Annotated in this window: 15 protein-coding genes and 1 pseudogene; 11 read left to right on the forward strand and 5 right to left on the reverse strand. The window is 59.4% G+C overall.

Translation table 11 applies throughout. From position 1 onward, the window contains the following. Positions 1–123: 123 nt before the first annotated feature. On the reverse strand, positions 124–1,470 hold the full coding sequence (locus PspCFBP13528_RS15185) for a glutamine synthetase family protein (RefSeq protein ID WP_137200510.1): 1,347 nt from the start codon (positions 1,468–1,470) through the stop codon (positions 124–126). Positions 1,471–1,481: 11 nt separating this feature from the next. Beyond that, the gene (locus PspCFBP13528_RS15190) at positions 1,482–2,039 is read right to left on the reverse strand and encodes an XRE family transcriptional regulator (RefSeq protein WP_065952259.1); all 558 of its coding nucleotides are present in this window, start codon (positions 2,037–2,039) and stop codon (positions 1,482–1,484) included. Between the two features lie 181 nt (positions 2,040–2,220). Here PspCFBP13528_RS15190 and PspCFBP13528_RS15195 point away from each other — a divergent pair, with 181 nt between their 5' ends. After that, positions 2,221–2,529: an RcnB family protein gene (locus PspCFBP13528_RS15195; protein WP_101220846.1), complete on the forward strand. Its 309-nt coding sequence runs from the start codon at positions 2,221–2,223 to the stop codon at positions 2,527–2,529. A gap of 88 nt (positions 2,530–2,617) precedes the next feature. Continuing rightward, positions 2,618–3,811: an MFS transporter gene (locus PspCFBP13528_RS15200; RefSeq protein ID WP_137200511.1), complete on the forward strand. Its 1,194-nt coding sequence runs from the start codon at positions 2,618–2,620 to the stop codon at positions 3,809–3,811. Here the strand turns inward: PspCFBP13528_RS15200 and PspCFBP13528_RS15205 are convergent. Continuing rightward, on the reverse strand, positions 3,774–4,046 hold the full coding sequence (locus PspCFBP13528_RS15205) for a DUF1652 domain-containing protein (RefSeq protein ID WP_065952256.1): 273 nt from the start codon (positions 4,044–4,046) through the stop codon (positions 3,774–3,776). The genes PspCFBP13528_RS15200 and PspCFBP13528_RS15205 overlap by 38 nt on opposite strands. A 102-nt stretch (positions 4,047–4,148) precedes the next feature. Further along, positions 4,149–5,645 (reverse strand): helix-turn-helix transcriptional regulator, encoded by a 1,497-nt coding sequence (locus PspCFBP13528_RS15210; protein ID WP_137200512.1) that lies wholly within the window; start codon positions 5,643–5,645, stop codon positions 4,149–4,151. A gap of 196 nt (positions 5,646–5,841) precedes the next feature. Between PspCFBP13528_RS15210 and PspCFBP13528_RS15215 the strand changes: the two genes are divergently transcribed. From PspCFBP13528_RS15215 to PspCFBP13528_RS15230, 4 genes and pseudogenes are all read left to right on the forward strand, one after another. Further along, complete coding sequence (locus tag PspCFBP13528_RS15215; RefSeq protein WP_137200513.1) at positions 5,842–6,810, forward strand: hypothetical protein; 969 nt, start codon at positions 5,842–5,844, stop codon at positions 6,808–6,810. Between the two features lie 80 nt (positions 6,811–6,890). After that, positions 6,891–7,511 (forward strand): hypothetical protein, encoded by a 621-nt coding sequence (locus PspCFBP13528_RS15220; RefSeq protein WP_065952253.1) that lies wholly within the window; start codon positions 6,891–6,893, stop codon positions 7,509–7,511. Positions 7,512–7,940: 429 nt separating this feature from the next. Further along, positions 7,941–8,072: pseudogene (locus PspCFBP13528_RS15225) on the forward strand (FKBP-type peptidyl-prolyl cis-trans isomerase); the annotation flags it as partial. A gap of 11 nt (positions 8,073–8,083) precedes the next feature. After that, complete coding sequence (locus PspCFBP13528_RS15230) at positions 8,084–8,683, forward strand: GNAT family N-acetyltransferase (protein ID WP_137200514.1); 600 nt, start codon at positions 8,084–8,086, stop codon at positions 8,681–8,683. 12 nt (positions 8,684–8,695) lie between these two features. Here PspCFBP13528_RS15230 and PspCFBP13528_RS15235 read toward each other — a convergent pair whose 3' ends face one another. After that, entirely contained in the window at positions 8,696–9,421 is a 726-nt protein-coding gene (locus tag PspCFBP13528_RS15235; protein ID WP_137200515.1) for a helix-turn-helix transcriptional regulator, read from the reverse strand. 73 nt (positions 9,422–9,494) lie between these two features. Here PspCFBP13528_RS15235 and PspCFBP13528_RS15240 point away from each other — a divergent pair, with 73 nt between their 5' ends. The 5 genes from PspCFBP13528_RS15240 (at position 9,495) to PspCFBP13528_RS15260 (ending at position 15,910) form a co-directional block, all read left to right on the forward strand. Further along, positions 9,495–10,673, forward strand: coding sequence for a cytochrome P450 (locus PspCFBP13528_RS15240; RefSeq protein WP_137200516.1), 1,179 nt, complete (start codon positions 9,495–9,497; stop codon positions 10,671–10,673). Between the two features lie 390 nt (positions 10,674–11,063). Further along, positions 11,064–11,408 (forward strand): FKBP-type peptidyl-prolyl cis-trans isomerase, encoded by a 345-nt coding sequence (locus PspCFBP13528_RS15245; RefSeq protein WP_137200517.1) that lies wholly within the window; start codon positions 11,064–11,066, stop codon positions 11,406–11,408. 24 nt (positions 11,409–11,432) lie between these two features. Beyond that, complete coding sequence (locus PspCFBP13528_RS15250; protein ID WP_137200518.1) at positions 11,433–11,870, forward strand: T6SS immunity protein Tdi1 domain-containing protein; 438 nt, start codon at positions 11,433–11,435, stop codon at positions 11,868–11,870. Between the two features lie 578 nt (positions 11,871–12,448). Continuing rightward, positions 12,449–15,154, forward strand: coding sequence for a magnesium-translocating P-type ATPase (gene mgtA, locus PspCFBP13528_RS15255; RefSeq protein ID WP_101220852.1), 2,706 nt, complete (start codon positions 12,449–12,451; stop codon positions 15,152–15,154). A gap of 39 nt (positions 15,155–15,193) precedes the next feature. Then, positions 15,194–15,910 (forward strand): MgtC/SapB family protein, encoded by a 717-nt coding sequence (locus PspCFBP13528_RS15260; RefSeq protein WP_065888250.1) that lies wholly within the window; start codon positions 15,194–15,196, stop codon positions 15,908–15,910. Positions 15,911–16,028: the final 118 nt, after the last annotated feature.

Here is a 16,028-nt window from a genome sequence, read left to right on the forward strand (position 1 = left end):
GATGATAATCGCTCTCAACGGACAAGGCCAGGATTGTTCGACAATATTTTTGCCTGAAAGGCCCGTCCTAGAGCCTTTCTTTGATGTATGTCAGGTCTTTCGCCTGGTGCCCGTGGTCTTTGACTAGAGGAACCAACGATACTCTCGCGCATGAATCTCCTGCTGGAACGCCAGGTGATCCTGGCGCTTGTTCTCGCAATATACATCGACAAATTCCGCGCCCAGCTTGTCGCGCACAACTTGCTGATGTTGCATGGCGCGCACGGCGTCGAGCATTTCCACGGGGAAATCGGTGCCACTGCTGCGGTCTTCGTTCAGCGGCGCGATAGGGTCCTGCCTGGCTTCAAGGCCATGCTCCAAACCGGCGAGGATCGCCGCCAGCACCAGGTAGGGGTTGGCGTCGGCGCTGGCCAGGCGATGCTCGATACGCAAGTTGCGCGGGTCTGACTCGGGGATGCGCACGCACGCATCCCGGTCTTCGAAACCCCAGCTGGCGCGGGTGGCGGCGTTGACCGTACCACCGAGGCGGCGCAAAGCGTTGTGGTTGGGCGCGAAGATCGGCATGCAATGGGGCAGCAACGCCAGGCAACCGGCCACGGCGTGGCGCAGCGGTTGCTGCTGGTTCGCCGCCAGCAGATTGTTGCCCGCGCCGTCATACAGGCTGACGTGCACATGCATGCCGCTGCCGGGAAATTGCAGGTAAGGCTTGGCCATGAAGCTGGCGCGGTAGCCGTGCTTGAGTGCCACGCCGCGCGTGCTGCGGCAGAACAGGGCGGCCCAGTCGGCGGCGCGCAGGCTGTCGTCCGAATGGCCGAAATTGATTTCGAACTGGCCCGGGCCGATTTCGGCGGTGATGACCGTGATATCGATGCCCTGGGTCTTGGCGGTTTGTGCCATGTCGTCCAGCACGTCGCCAAAGCGCGACAGCCGTTCGATATGCAGGGTGGGCTGGTCGTCGGCATCGTCGCAACGTGGGTCGCGGGGGAATTGCGGCAGGCCGTTGTCGAGTTTTTTGTCGAACAGGTAGAACTCCAGCTCAAACGCCACGACCGGGTGAATGCCTTTGAGATGCAGGCGCTCCAGCACGTTGGCCAGGACTTCGCGGGGTTCGAATTCGATCGGCGCTTCGGTGCCGTCGGAGGTGATCAGCATCTGCCCCAGCGGCTGCGACTCCCAGCTCACCGGCTTAAGCGTGCCCGGCACCAGGCGCCGATTGGCGTCCGGGTCACCGTCGTTGAAGCAGTAGTCGCCAATCTTGAACAGCCCGCCCTGGGCCCCCAGCAATACGGCGTTCTGAGGCAGCTTCAAGGGGCTGCCGGCGGCGACTTTCTCGAGCATGTCCACCGGGTAGCGCTTGCCGTAGAAATGCCCCGCAATGTCCAGGGCGATCAGGTCGACGTAGCGCACCTCGGGGTGGTTCTGGCGGAAGGTCCGTACTTCGGCCAGCAAGGTTGCAGATGGGCTTTTCACGGGTGCAGCTCCTAGTTGTAAACCCACAGCACGCGGGCGGGCAGGTCGGTCAGGTTGGCGTAGCGGCAGTGGGCGAAGCTGGCGAGATGGAAGCTGTCGCCGGCGTAGAGGGTGACCGCATCGGTCTCACCTTCCACCCACAGGGTGAGCTCGCCCTCAAGCACAAAACCGGCCTGCTCGGCGCGGTCGCTCATGCTTTGTTCCCCGCTGTTGGCACCGGGGGCCAACAGGCTGTCGAGCATCGAGAACGCGCCGTTCATGCTCGGTGAGACGAGGATGTCGGTGATGCCATTGGCGTAGTACAGCGTGCGCCGTTCGTTGGGCCGCGTGACCCAGTCCACCGCCTTGGGCTTGGGGAGGCTGTAGAAGTAAGTAGTAGGGACGTCGAGAGCGTGGCTGATGGCGGTGAGGTCGGCCACGGTCGGGCGCGACAGGCCGCGCTCGACCTGGGACAGAAAACCTACCGAACGCTCGATTTTCTGCGCAAGTTGGGCCAGGGTGAGTTTCTTGTGTTTGCGCAGGTCGTGGATCAGGGCGGCGAGGGCGGCGAGTTCGTCTTGGGGTGTCATGAAATTTGATTCGAGTAATTTCATGAAAAATTACAGGATTAATTTCATCGCGGCAATGGGGCAGGGGGTGTGGCGAGGGAGCAAGTTCCCTCGCCACAGCGCCGATTGGTGTTTTGACCTGAATGATTGCGCACCGCCGCGGTCGGAGTGTGGGTACGTCCCCTGAATTGAAGGAGCACCCATGAAGTCCAAATCCCTATTTGCCTGTGTTCTCGTTGCCGCAAGCCTGTCCACTGCCAGTTTTGTGGCGCAGGCCGGCGATACCCCTCAGGAAACTGTGCAACCTTCAAACATCAATGCCCGTGACTTGAAAGAAGGTGACCGTGCCCCGGACATGTTGATGCGCGAGGAATCAGCGGTCAAAGACTGGAAAAAACGCGGCCTCAAGCAGCCCGAAGAGGAGAGTCAATGGGCGCGTGTAGGCGACAAGTACGTTTTGCTCAAGACCACCAACGGCACCATCCTTGAGATTACGCCCGTCAAGAAATAATCCTGCCGGGCCACCTGCTCGTGTCACCTTTCTTGCGTTAAGGTAACCGACCGCAATGGTCGCGTTACCTTCAAAGAAAGAGAGCAGGATGCTTGCCACAATAAGAAACTATCCCCGCACGGTAAACTTGTTGTTGTCCGCCACGTTACTGCTGACGTTGGCCAAGGCGATCACGTTTCCGTACCTGGTGATCTATCTCACCGGTCATTTTGCCCTCGACATCAGCCAGGTCGGCCTGGTGATCGGCAGTTCGCTGATCGTCGGCTCGCTGCTCAGCGTCTATGGCGGTTTCCTCGTCGATCGCGTCAACAGTTACCGCTTGTTGCTCGGTTTGAGCCTGGTGTTTGTGCTGGGTTTCATCGGTACGGTTCTGGCGCAGACTGTCTGGACGTTCTACAGCTGCCTGATTCTGATCAACCTGGCCTATGCGGTCATCGATATCGCGATCAAGGCCGGTTTCGCCAGCGTGCTGCCCGAGGATGGGCGCAGCGAAGTGTTCTCCATCAAATACACCCTGACCAATATCGGCTATGCCGTGGGGCCGTTTTTTGGCGCGATGGTGGCCAAGCTGGATATCAGCCTGCCGTTTATTCTGTCGGCGCTGTTGGGCGCGGGTTTTTTCCTGCTGTATTGGCGTCTGGGCGACCGCTCGCTGACCACCGTCGACGCCACGCAAAAACCGGTGTCATTCCTCGCCGTAGGTCGTGTGCTGCTCAAGGATCACCGCTTGGTGTGTTTCACCGTTGGTGGGCTGCTCAGTGCCGTGGTGTTCGGTCAGTTCGTGGCCTATCTATCGCAATATCTGGTGACTACCACCACCGCCGAATACACCTACACGGTAATCAGCACAATACTCACCACCAATGCCGTGCTGGTGATTGCCTTGCAATACCTGATTGGCCGGCGCATCTCGCACCGCCACTTGAGCCAGTGGCTGATCGCGGGCTTGAGTATGTTCATGCTGGGGTTGATTGGCTTTGCGTTGTCGACCAGCCTGCTGTGGTGGGTGCTGGCGATGGCGGTGTTTACCGTGGGGGAAATCATCGTGTTTCCGGCCGAGTACATGTTTATCGACCGGATTGCGCCTGACCCTTTGCGCGGCATGTATTACGGCGCACAGAACCTGGCCAATCTCGGTGCCGCATTGGGGCCGGTGTTATGCGGACTGGTGCTGGCCAGCCTGCCGGCGCATTACATGTTTTTCATGCTCGGGGCATTTATCGTAGGGGGCGGGGTGTTCTATTTTATTGGGGCGAAGCTGAAGGCAAGTCATCCAGGTTGAGTTTGCCGACGGTATTGCTCTGCAGTTCGTAGCGCAATTCATCGACCATCTTGGCCACTTCTTCCGGCGTCTGCAGCCGTTTGGTGCTGATGCCGGTGACCACCAGGTCGACTCGGCCGGTTTCGGCGTCGAATACTTTGAGGGTCAAGGACGCATCCCGGCACAGGGTGAATTCGCACGTCAGCGGCGACAGGCCTTCTTCGATGCAATTTCGCAGTTGAGAGAGGGTAAACATGCAGGTTCCTTCAAGGCACAGATACGATGCCTTGAAGGTTATTGATTGCGCCGCCAGCTAATAAGGCGAATTCGCACTAGATGAACTAGTGCATTTGCACTCTCAGCGCTTGTTTTTTACCCGCAGTTCGCCAGCAAACAGCCCGCGTTCACGGGCCCAGACAATCGCCGAACTGCGGCTGTGGACGCCCAGTTTGGAGTACACCGTCGCCACATGATTGCGCACGGTATTGGGTGCCAGCTTCAAGCGCGAAGCGATTTCCTTGTCGGCCAGGCCCTCGCAGATCAAGCCCAGCACGTCCCGTTCACGGGCCGTGAGGTCGGTGAAGGATACATTCGGCAGGTTAGGGCTGTTGACGCTTTTGGCATTGGCCAGTTTCTCGATCAAGGTCTGGCTGAACCAGGAGGCGTCCTGCATCACTTCTTCGATGGCCGCCACCAGCTCCAGCTCCGAGCGCTTGCGTTCGGTAATGTTCATGAACACCAGCAGGTAGCACGGCACATCCTGGATCACTACGGTGTCTGCGGACACCACGCAATCGATCAGTTCATTGCCTTTCTTGCGTACCTTGAGGTCGTGGCCGTCGAGGTTTCCGGCCTTTTCCAGCGTGGCGAACAATTGCGCGCTGGTAGTCGGGCTGTCGATGAAGTTGATTTCTTCGATGGACTTACCGATCAGTTCTTCACTGATGTAACCCGTGATGCTCATGAATGCTTCGTTGACGTCCACAACCTGACGATTGGCAGCGTTGCACACCAGGGTCGGCACCGGCGTCAGGCGGAAGGATTTGGCGAATCGCTCTTCGCTCTGGCGCAGGGCGATTTCCGCCTTGCGACGCGGCTCCAGGTCCATGAACGAGAACAGCATGCAGTCTTCTTCATTCATGTCCAGGGGTTGGCCGGCCACCACAACCAGCTTGCTGCCGCCTTCGGGCAACCTCAATTCGGCCTGCATCTGCGGAATGGTCGCGCCTTGCCCCAGGCGCTCGATCGCCAGGTCCTTGCGCTCGGCGTGTTCGAGCACGTCCAGTTCGTACACGGATTTGCCGATGACCTGGTCGCGGTTGTAGCCGGTCATCTCCAGAAAACCCTGATTGACCTTGATGTAGCGCAGGTCGCTCAGGCGGCAGATCACGGCAGGTGCGGGGTTGGCGTTGAAAGTTTTTTCGAAGCGCTGCTCGGCGCTGGCCCATTCGGTGGCATCGCTGAGGATCAGCACCAGCAGTTCCGGCTCACCCTGCGCGTCAGTGATGATCAGGCTGCGCAGGCGGTGCACCCAGGTCTTTTCCTGGTCGGCGGTAGGAATGACCTCCACGATCACGTCGCTGAATTCTTCTCCCGCCGCCGCGCGGGCCAGGGGGTAGCTGTCCAGTTGCAAAGGGTGGTTGTTGCGATAGCGCAAACCGAAACGCTCAGCGTATTGCTGGGTGTTGGCGCCCAGCCCCATGACGTCACCTACGCCATGCATGGCCAGTGCGGCCTCGTTCGCCCAGAGAATGGTCTGGTCGACCTCCGCCAGGATCACGCCGTCGGATAACCCGGAGATGATCTGTTGCAGTTGGCGGCGGTTGGTTTCTTTGGCAAGAACATCCTGTGTCATAGATTCTCCGAGGGCTGGACGCATTGAATTACGACATTCCAGGTTCTGGATAGTGCAGAGAAATTGTCCTCGAGGGAGTGCGAATGCACCAGGCCAGATAGTGCATTTGGGCCACGACTGAACGTATGTCGTTTCGCCACACTCACACCCAACAAGGCACTTGGCCTTGCTCCGATAATTTGAAAAGGACCTTTGTATGACGACTGTCTATGAGACCAATCGATCGCTGTTTCGGGTGTCGTGGAGCTCGGTATTGGCCGGTAGTGCAATTGCACTGGTGACCTATCTGGTCTTGAGCGTGCTGGGCACGGCCATTGGCGCCAGTGCCGTCGAGCCAATGGAGGCGGGTAATCCGCTAAGCGGCTTCGGCACGGGTGCCGGGGTCTGGCTGTTCGTTTCGACGCTGATAGCCGTGGCACTGGGCGCGTTCGTGGCCGGGCGCACCGCGCCGGACCGTGGCGGCCTGCACGGGGTGCTGACCTGGACCCTGACCACCTTGCTGACCACCTGGCTGCTGGCAGGGTTGGCCTCAAGCTTAGTGGGCACCGCAGGCAACGTGGTAGGTAAAGGTCTGTCGGCTGCCGGCAGTGGTATTGCCGCCGCCGCACCGGGGATCGGCAACAGCATCAAGCAGCAGTTGAATGAGCAGGGTATCCAGCTGGACTGGAACAGCCTGCAAGGCCAACTCGATACCTTGCTCAAGCAAACAGGCAAGCCTGAGCTGGACCCAGCCAACGTCGAGCAGAAAACCGACCAGGCTGCCGCCGATGGCAAGCAAACGGCTACTGATGCAGCGACCAACCCTGCCCAGGCGGGCGATGAACTCAAGCAGTGGTTCGAGCGCGTGAAAGCGTCCGGCGAGCCTGCACTCAATGCTGCGGATAAAGAAGCCCTGGTCAACATCGTCGCGGCGCGTACCGGCAAGAGCAAGGAAGAAGCCACGCAGATCGTCGATAACTATGCCCAGGCTTACCAGCAGGCCATGCAGAAAGTCGAAGAGCTCAAGCAACAGGCTGAACAGAAAGCCCGTGAAGCCGGTGAAGTGGCGGCCAAGCAACTGTCCCGTGCAGCCTGGAGCACCTTGGCGATGCTGCTGTTGGGTGCGGCCTTGAGCTTCTTTGTCGGTCGTATCGCGCTGACAACCCGTCGCGTGCCATTGGCTTAAAAACTGTCTGCGGCAAGGACGCCGCCTCGGTGAACGCGTAAAATGCCCGACATTTTACGCGTATCACGCAAAGGTGCCCCTTGAGCGCAGGCAAAGCCGTCGGACTGTTATTACTCACCTCTCTGTTGGCGGCGTGCGGCACCTCGCCGCCACGCACGCCCAACGACATCTGCGGTATCTTCCGCGAAAAGGACGACTGGTACGACGCCGCCAAGGTCACGCAAAAGCGCTGGGGCGTACCGATCCAGGTACCGTTCGCAATCATGTATCAGGAGTCGGGCTTTCGCTACGACGCCAAGACCCCGCGTAAATACCTGCTGTGGATCATCCCCTGGGGCCGCGTGTCCACGGCTTCCGGCTATGCCCAGGCCAAGGATGAGGTATGGAATGACTACCGCAAAAGCACCGGCCGCAGCGGCGCCGATCGCGAGGATTTCGACGACGCCATCGACTTCATCGGTTGGTACATGGACAAGACCTACACCATCAACGGCGTCTACAAATACGACGCTTACGGCCAGTACCTCAATTACCACGAAGGCTGGGGCGGCTACCGCCAGCGCACCTACGCCAGCAAAGCCTGGCTACTGCCGGTGGCAAGCAAGGTACAGGCGCGTTCGCAGCTGTATGCGCGGCAATACGCCGGGTGCAAGGATGAGTTGGGACGAGGGTTCTGGAGCCGGTTCTGGCATTGGTTGTAACGCCTGACCGCTGGATGCACGCCGATCCAAAGGTGGGAGGGGGCTTGCTCCCGATAGCAGCGTGTCCGTCACTGATGTGGTGACTGATGCATCGGTATCGGGGGCAAGCCCCCTCCCACAGTAAATTGTGGTACGGCGCTGTGACCTGTGGCGAAGCCGATGACAACCTCACAGCCGACGGCTATCTAACTGACGCGCTACGACCCAAAGGTGGGAGGGGGCAAGCCCCCTCCCACAGTAGATTGTGGTACGGCGCTGTGACCTGTGGCGAAGCCGATGACAGCCTCACAGCCGACTGCTATCTGACTGATGCGCTGCGATCCAAAGGTGGGAGGGGGCTTGCCCCCGATAGCAGCGTGTCCGTCAATAATGTGGTGACTGATGCACCGCTATCGGGGGCAATTCCCCTCCCACAGTAAATTGTGGTACGGCGGTGTACGCACGTTGTATGTACCGGCGCATCTGCCCTATGGTGAGCGCTCGATGGGCGCGCATTTCAAGCCAAACAGCAACCTGCGTTTCGAAATTGAATTGCTGGAAGTGCTGACGCGCGATGATTGAAGGGATTGAAAATGGATGGTGATCCACACGTGTTACCTGGCTGCTCCCTCGAAAACATTCAGGTGGTCGAGCTGCTTGGCGGCGATGAGGCTGAGCTGCAAGAATTTTTTGAACAGGCGCCGGATTATTTCATCGCGGTGAATGGTGAACCGGCTGCCCCGACCGAAGCGCGGGACGAATTGCGCGGCCAATTACCCGCAGGTTGGCATTGCAGCCACATGTACTGGCTGGGCTACCGCGATGCGCAGGATCAACTGGTCGCTGTGGTGAATATCGCTGCGGATTTGCTTGCCGCCGGGGTATGGCATATCGGCTTGCTGCTGGTGCATACGCGCTGGCACGGCAGCGGGCTGGCGCAGCGCTTGCACACGGACCTTGAGGCATGGGCGGCGGCGAAGGGCGCCCGGTGGCTGCGGTTGACGGTGGTGGTGGGCAATACCAGGGCCGAGCGCTTTTGGCCCAGGCTTGGGTATGTACAGGTGCGAACCCGAGAGGGCATCGCGATGGGGCGTCAGGTGAACAGGGTCTCTATCCAGATCAAGCCACTCGGCAATGGGACCATTGACGGCTACCTGGCGCGGGTTGAGCGGGACCGACCCAGCACTCCGTAGCCTGTACCGGTCTCATGAGGGCGCGGCGCCTGATTTCTCCTCAACCTTGATTCCAAATCTGCCGTACAGCTCCTTTCGCCCCTTGGGCGTCAATGCCAACGCCCGACTATCGAGGTCCTGGATAACCCATTTGCGGCTGGTAACGGCCTGCAGAACAGCGGCCCCCAAGGCGCCGGCGAGGTGAGGGCGGCGCATGCTCCAATCCAGGCATGAGCAAGCGAAACGACGTCGCTGTGCCCTTACGGTTTCTATCTCGATACCGAGCCCTGTCATCCCTTTTTCGCCCTCCACGGTGAGCTGATACGTACCGTCGCCAGCATCCGGCAGGGTCAACCAGTCTGAGTCGATGAAATAGTCGTGCAGTTGTACCGCCAGGGATCCTGCCATGTGGTCATAGCAGGTCCGCGCCAACTGCAATCGATGGGGGGTCGTCGAAACAAACCGGGTCTGCGCGTTTCGGCTGATCACCATGAGGGCTTCAATAGCTCGGGCCACGTGCGCGTCTGCCAGGCTGAAGTAGCGGTGCCTGCCCTGCGTGTGCAGCTTGACCAAACCGTCCTCTTTAAGCCTTGCCAAGTGTGCGCTTGCCGTGGATGCACTGATGTCGGCGATGACGGCCATTTCGGTACTGGTACGGGCGTGACCGTCCATCAGCGAGCAAAGCATTTTTGTCCTCGCGGGTTCCGCAATGGCGCCTGCGACACGAGAAATGGCGGTGTCATTGCTTTGGGAATCCATATTTCGTTCCTGAGCGAATTGTCGGTGTGACGATTGTTCGATAGTAGCCGTTCTTTGTGAAAAGGACCGCCAAATGACGCCGTTTGAAGCCGCTACCCATATCGACCCCTACGGTTATTACGCACGCATCAGACATCAAAGGGGCCTGTCATTTGATGCCAATCTTGGGTTATGGGTTGCCAGTGGCGCCTGCGTTATCGAGGCCATTCTGGAACATCCCGACTGCCTTGTACGTCCATTGCACGAGCCGATTCCAGCGGCCATTGCACAAGGCGCCGCAGGCGATATTTTCGGTCGTTTGATGCGCATGAACGAGGGCACGCAACACCAGTGCCCCCGGAGGGTCATCGAACCCACCCTGGCCTGGATGGGCACGGAAAACATCGCAGACATCGTGGCGCAGGGTGTTGAGACACTTGATGTCTCGGGCGATAACCCGAATGAGTGGATGTTCAGGTTACCGGTGTCGGTCATGGCGACCTTGATAGGCTTCACATCCAGCCAGCTACAAGAAGTCGCGCAACTGACACGGGATTTTGTCGCCTGTCTTTCGCCGTTAAGTGACGAGGCTCAACTCAGTAGAGCCCATTGCGGGGCGGCTCGGCTGAGCCAGATGTTCGGGGAGCTATTGAGTCACGACGATAAGGGTAGCGGCGTATTGGGCCGTCTTTATCGCGATTACGAAGCCTCAGCCTGGAAAGACGATGACGCGTTGGTAGCGAATATGATCGGGCTGTTTTCACAGACCTGCGAAGCCACCGCTGGGCTGATCGGCAACACCCTCATAGCGCTCCAGCGTAATCCTGACCTGTTCGAAGACATGCAGGCCACACCGACGCTCGTCGCTGAGTGGGTGGCCGAGGTAGCCCGCTACGATTCACCGGTACAAAATACTCGGCGGTTTGTTGCCAAGCGATGCACGATTGATGGCAGCGTTTTAGAGGCGGGCGATGCCATTTTATTATTGCTCGCCGCTGCCAACCGAGACCCCTGCGCCAACCCGGACCCCGACAGCTTCTTGCTCAAGCGAATGCAACGACGAACCTTCAGCTTCGGCTCGGGAAGACATCAATGTCCAGGCCAGCAATTAGCATTGGCTATTGCTTCAGAGGTGGTTTTCGCGTTTTTGCAGCGACAGCCAGCCTCATCTGCTGGTGCTTATCGGTGGAGTTATTTGCCTTCCCTTAATGGCCGTATCCCGCAGTTCTGCCGCGATGGGGAGATTCAAGATAGCAGGCAGGCTCATGAGTGAAAGCAGGACACCTGGCTCATAGGTAGGGCTTGCCTGGGAATGCGGTGCATCAGGCAATGAGTTCGTAGCTGACGCACCGTCTTCGGGGGCAAGCCCCCTCCCACAGTAAATGGCGGCACGGCGCCGGACCCGTGGCGATGCCGCTGACGACCCAAATGTGGGAGGGGGCTTGCCCCCGATAGCGGAGTGTCAGCCACTGATATCTTGACTGATGCACCGCCTTCAGAGGCAAGCCCCCTCCCACATTTGGTTTTGCATCAGCGCGGCAGCATGTATTCCAGCGAACCACCATCACGCTGGTCATTTCCACCAGATGACTGTTCCTACGCTTGCCAAACCCCGCCGATTCTGGGAAAACCCCCAGCCTTTCACGCTTTCAATGAGACTCCCATGAGCAACGACGAACTGCAGGTCACCGACATCCGCCTGGGCGCCGGCAAAACCGTGGTCAAGGGCGCGCTGATCACCACTCAATACACCGGCACCCTGGAAGATGGCACGGTGTTCGATTCGTCATGGCAGCGCGGCAAGCCATTCCAGTGTGTGATCGGCACCGGCCGCGTGATCAAGGGCTGGGACCAGGGATTGATGGGCATGCAGGTTGGCGGTGTGCGCACGTTGTATGTACCGGCGCACCTGGCCTATGGCGAGCGCTCGATGGGCGCGCATATCAAGCCCAACAGCAATCTGTGTTTCGAAATTGAATTGCTCGAAGTGCTGACGCGCGATGATTGAAATGCTGATTTGCGAGGAAGCGGCATGGACGTGATTCAAGCAATACGCGAAAGCTGGGGGTGGGTTGGCATCGACCCCATTGAAGTTGTGGGCTTTACCGGGTTTGGCAATTTGATGATCAAGGACGGGCAGGCGCGTTATTGGCGGTTATGTCCGGAGACTCTCTCTTGCGAAATGATTGCGCAGACACGTGAAGCACTCGATGAAATTTCCAAGGACCAGGCGTTTCTGCGCGGCTGGTATTTGCAACCGATGGCAGAACAGGCCGAGAAGATGCTGGGCCCGTTGGCGCCGGACGAAGTTTATCATTTCGTGATTTCACCGGTATTGGGGGGGGAATACGACATGAGCAATGTGCGTTGTATCAATCATGTCGAGCAAATTCGGTTTTGCGGTGATTTGGCACTGCAGATCAGGGATTTGCCAGACGGCGCCACAGTACGGCTCAGGGTGGTTGATTGAGGGGCTCCATCACCGTGGATTTACAATCGGTCCGTGTACGCGGCCTGCAGTGCGAATGCGGTGTATCAGGCAATGAGTTCGTAACTGACGCACCGTCTTTGGGAGCAAGCCCCCTCCCACATGTGTTCGCCGGTGTGGTTGAGGAGGGCGTTCCTGAACCCATCCTGAAGAAATTTCTTATTCCCCATTCAGGCACTTTCCTACGGTTTACTCTGCCAACATCGCGGCGTAAGCTTCGCGCGTTTTCATCAATAGCGGAGACCCTCAGTGGGTACTTGTTCGAGTGACAGTCGTCGGCCGGTTTCGGTAACCGGCACATACTTGGCAAGGTAACGCGCATGTTTCAGATGCCGTTATCTCGCCACAAAAGCGAGAAGCGGCATCCCGGCAGTGGCCAGTCCTGGCGTCTGCCTGATCCTCTCTCATCGACGCTGACCAGCACCTGAGTTGACTCGGGAGGCTACGGACGCGCCTGTCTTTTACGGCGGGCGGGCCAGGTTCGGCTGTGCCTGTTTGATGGGTGCAGCGCGGATGGGCAGTGCCTGCACGACGGGGTTTCCTCGCGCAGGAGTTACACCATGAACCTTACGCTGCTTAAAGAGTTCTTCGCCGGCTTCCTGCGGACCCGGCATATCGCCCGGCATTTCCGCCGCCTGGCGATGCTGGACACCGTGACCGACGCCAGTGTCAGCCGCGAAGTGCCGCCCAGCCTGGCGCACACCCTGGTGGCTGCGGCCAACGCCAGTGCCGTGCAACTGCTGGGCAGGCTGGGCAGCCACGCCGAGGGTCTGAACACCCAGGAGGCCGACGCGCTGCGCGGGCAATACGGGCTCAATGAGGTTGAGCACGAGCAGCCGCTGCCTTGGTGGGTGCACCTGTGGCACTGCTATAAAAACCCGTTCAATCTGCTGCTCACCTTGCTGGCGGTGATCTCCTGGCTGACCGAGGACATGAAGGCGGCCACGGTGATTTTCTCCATGGTGGTGCTGTCGACTCTGTTGCGCTTCTGGCAGGAGGCCAAGTCGAACAAGGCCGCCGATGCGTTGAAGGCGATGGTCAGCAATACGGCCACGGTGCTGCGCCGGGACGCGGCCAAGCGCCTTGAACTGCCGATCAGGCAATTGGTGCCGGGCGATCTGATCGTGTTGTCGGCCGGCGACATGATTCCCGCCGATTGCCGCGTACTCAGTGCCAAGGACCTGTTCGTCAGCCAGGCGGCGATGACCGGTGAATCCATGCCGGTGGAGAAGTTCGCCCAGCAGCAGGATGCCCATACCCGCAACCCGCTCGACCTGGAAAACATCCTGTTCATGGGCACCAACGTGGTGTCCGGCGCCGCCACAGCGGTGATTCTTGCCACGGGCAACGCCACCTACTTCGGTGCGTTGGCGCAACGCGTCACGGCAACCGACCGCGCCACTACCTCGTTCCAGCACGGGGTCAACAAGGTCAGCTGGCTGCTGATCCGCTTCATGTTCGTGATGGCACCGCTGGTGTTGTTTATCAATGGATTCACCAAGGGTGACTGGACCGAAGCGTTACTGTTCGCGCTGTCGATTGCCGTGGGCCTTACCCCCGAAATGCTGCCGATGATCGTCACCTCGACGTTGGCCAAGGGCGCGGTGTTCCTGTCGCGCAAGAAGGTCATCGTCAAGCGCCTGGACGCGATCCAGAACTTCGGCGCCATGGATGTGTTGTGCACCGACAAGACCGGCACGCTCACCCAGGACAGGATTTTCCTGGCGCGCCACGTGGATGTGTGGGGCCGGGAGTCTGACGACGTGCTGGAAATGGCCTACCTCAACAGCTATTACCAGACCGGATTGAAAAACCTGCTGGATGTGGCCGTGCTCGAGCATGTCGAGATCCATCGTGAATTGAAAGTCGGTACCGCGTTTGAGAAGGTTGACGAGATTCCATTCGATTTCAACCGTCGTCGCATGTCGGTGGTGGTGGCTGAGCAGGGCCAGCCGCACCTGTTGATCTGCAAGGGCGCGGTGGAAGAGATTTTGTCGGTGTGCACCAGCGTGCGCCATGGCGACGTCAATGAAGCACTGACGCCAGAGCTGCTGGCGCGCATTCGCCAGGTCACCGCTGCCTTCAACGAAGAAGGCCTGCGCGTAGTGGCCGTCGCGGCGCAGCCGATGCCGGCCGGGCGTGACACCTACACCCTGGCGGATGAAAACAACCTGACGCTGATCGGCTATGTGGCGTTTCTCGACCCGCCCAAGGAAAGCACCGCGCCCGCCCTCAAGGCTTTGAAGGCGCATGGCGTGGCGGTGAAAGTGCTGACCGGCGACAACGAACTGGTCACAGCGAAGATCTGCCGTGAAGTGGGCCTGGAGCAACAAGGGCTGCTGATGGGCAACGATATCGAAGACATGACCGATGCCGAGCTGGCGCAGGCGGTGGAAACCACCAACGTATTCGCCAGGCTCACGCCCAGCCACAAGGAACGCATCGTGCGTCTGCTCAAGGCCAACGGGCATGTGGTGGGGTTCATGGGTGACGGCATCAACGACGCGCCGGCGCTGCGTACCGCGGATATCGGCATTTCGGTGGACAGCGCGGTGGACATCGCCAAGGAGGCCGCCGACATCATCCTGCTGGAAAAGAGCCTGATGGTCCTGGAAGAGGGCGTGCTGGAAGGTCGCCGCACCTTCGCCAACATGCTCAAGTACATCAAGATGACCGCCAGTTCCAACTTCGGCAATGTGTTCTCGGTGCTGGTGGCCAGTGCGTTTATTCCGTTCCTGCCGATGCTGCCGATGCACCTGCTGGTGCAGAACCTGCTGTATGACATCTCGCAGATCGCGATTCCATTCGACAATGTCGACGAAGACATGCTCGCCAAGCCACAACGCTGGCAGCCGGCGGATGTGGGCCGCTTCATGCTGTTCTTCGGGCCGATCAGCTCGATCTTTGACATCACCACGTTCGCACTCATGTGGTATGTGTTCGATGCCAACACCCCGGACCACCAGACCCTGTTCCAGTCGGGCTGGTTCGTGGTGGGGTTGCTCACCCAGACGTTGATCGTGCACATGATCCGCACCCCGAAAATCCCGTTCCTGCAAAGCCGTGCGGCGATGCCACTGATGGTGATGACGGGCGTGATCATGGCCGTCGGGATCTTTCTGCCGATGGGGCCACTGGCGCATTACTTCAAACTGCAGGCGCTGCCGTCGCTGTACTTTGTGTTCCTGCCCGTGATTCTGCTGGCGTACATGGCACTGACCCAGGCGGTGAAGGGCTACTACATCCGCAAATTTGGCTGGCAGTAACAGGGTTTCAGTTGCCGCAGCAGTCATGGAGATTTTTTTATGCAGGCCATCAACAACATCAACCTCGACTCCCTGGTCGACACCGTTGTCAGCCTCACCGCCGCGTTTATTCTCGGCGGTCTGATCGGCTTCGAACGCCAATATCGCCAACGCACCGCCGGTTTGCGCACTAACGTGCTGGTGGCGGTCGGCGCGGCGATTTTTGTCGACATGGCCAATCGGCTGGGCGGTGCCGAAGGCGCGGTGCGCGTGGTCGCGTACGTGGTGTCGGGTATCGGTTTTCTGGGGGCCGGTGTGATCATGCGCGAGGAGGGCAATGTGCGCGGGCTCAACACGGCCGCGACCCTGTGGGCATCGGCTGCAGTCGGCGCCTGTGCGGGGGCCGACCTGATCCTGGAGGCATTGCTGGGAACGCTGTTCGTCCTGGCGGCCAATACGTTGCTGCGCCCGATCGTCAATAACATCAACCGTCAGCCGTTGGACGTAGTCTCGGCCGAGGTGACCAACATTCTGTATGTCATCGCGCGGCGTAGCCAGCAACAGGCGGTCATGGTGTTACTGGAGGCTGAGTTGGCGCGATGCAACTACCCGGCCAGCGATGTGGATGTACGACCCTTCGGCAGCGAAGAAGTCGAAATCGAGGCCACCCTCGCCGCGACGTCGGTCGACGGTGACGAGTTGGACGCGTTGGTGGCGCGTATTTCCACCTCCAGCCTGGTGGTGCAGGCGTTCTGGAGCCCCAGTACCACCGACTGATCCGTGTGCATGAACGGCCCTGCGAGCCAGCATCGACTAGGCTTTTCGTGAGGAAAAATCCTACAAGTAGTCAGGACTATCCCTTCAATCAAAACGTCATTGCATTGTTAAGGTTGGG

It is taken from the genome of Pseudomonas sp. CFBP13528 (genome assembly GCF_005233615.1).
Taxonomy (GTDB): domain Bacteria; phylum Pseudomonadota; class Gammaproteobacteria; order Pseudomonadales; family Pseudomonadaceae; genus Aquipseudomonas; species Aquipseudomonas fluorescens_AM.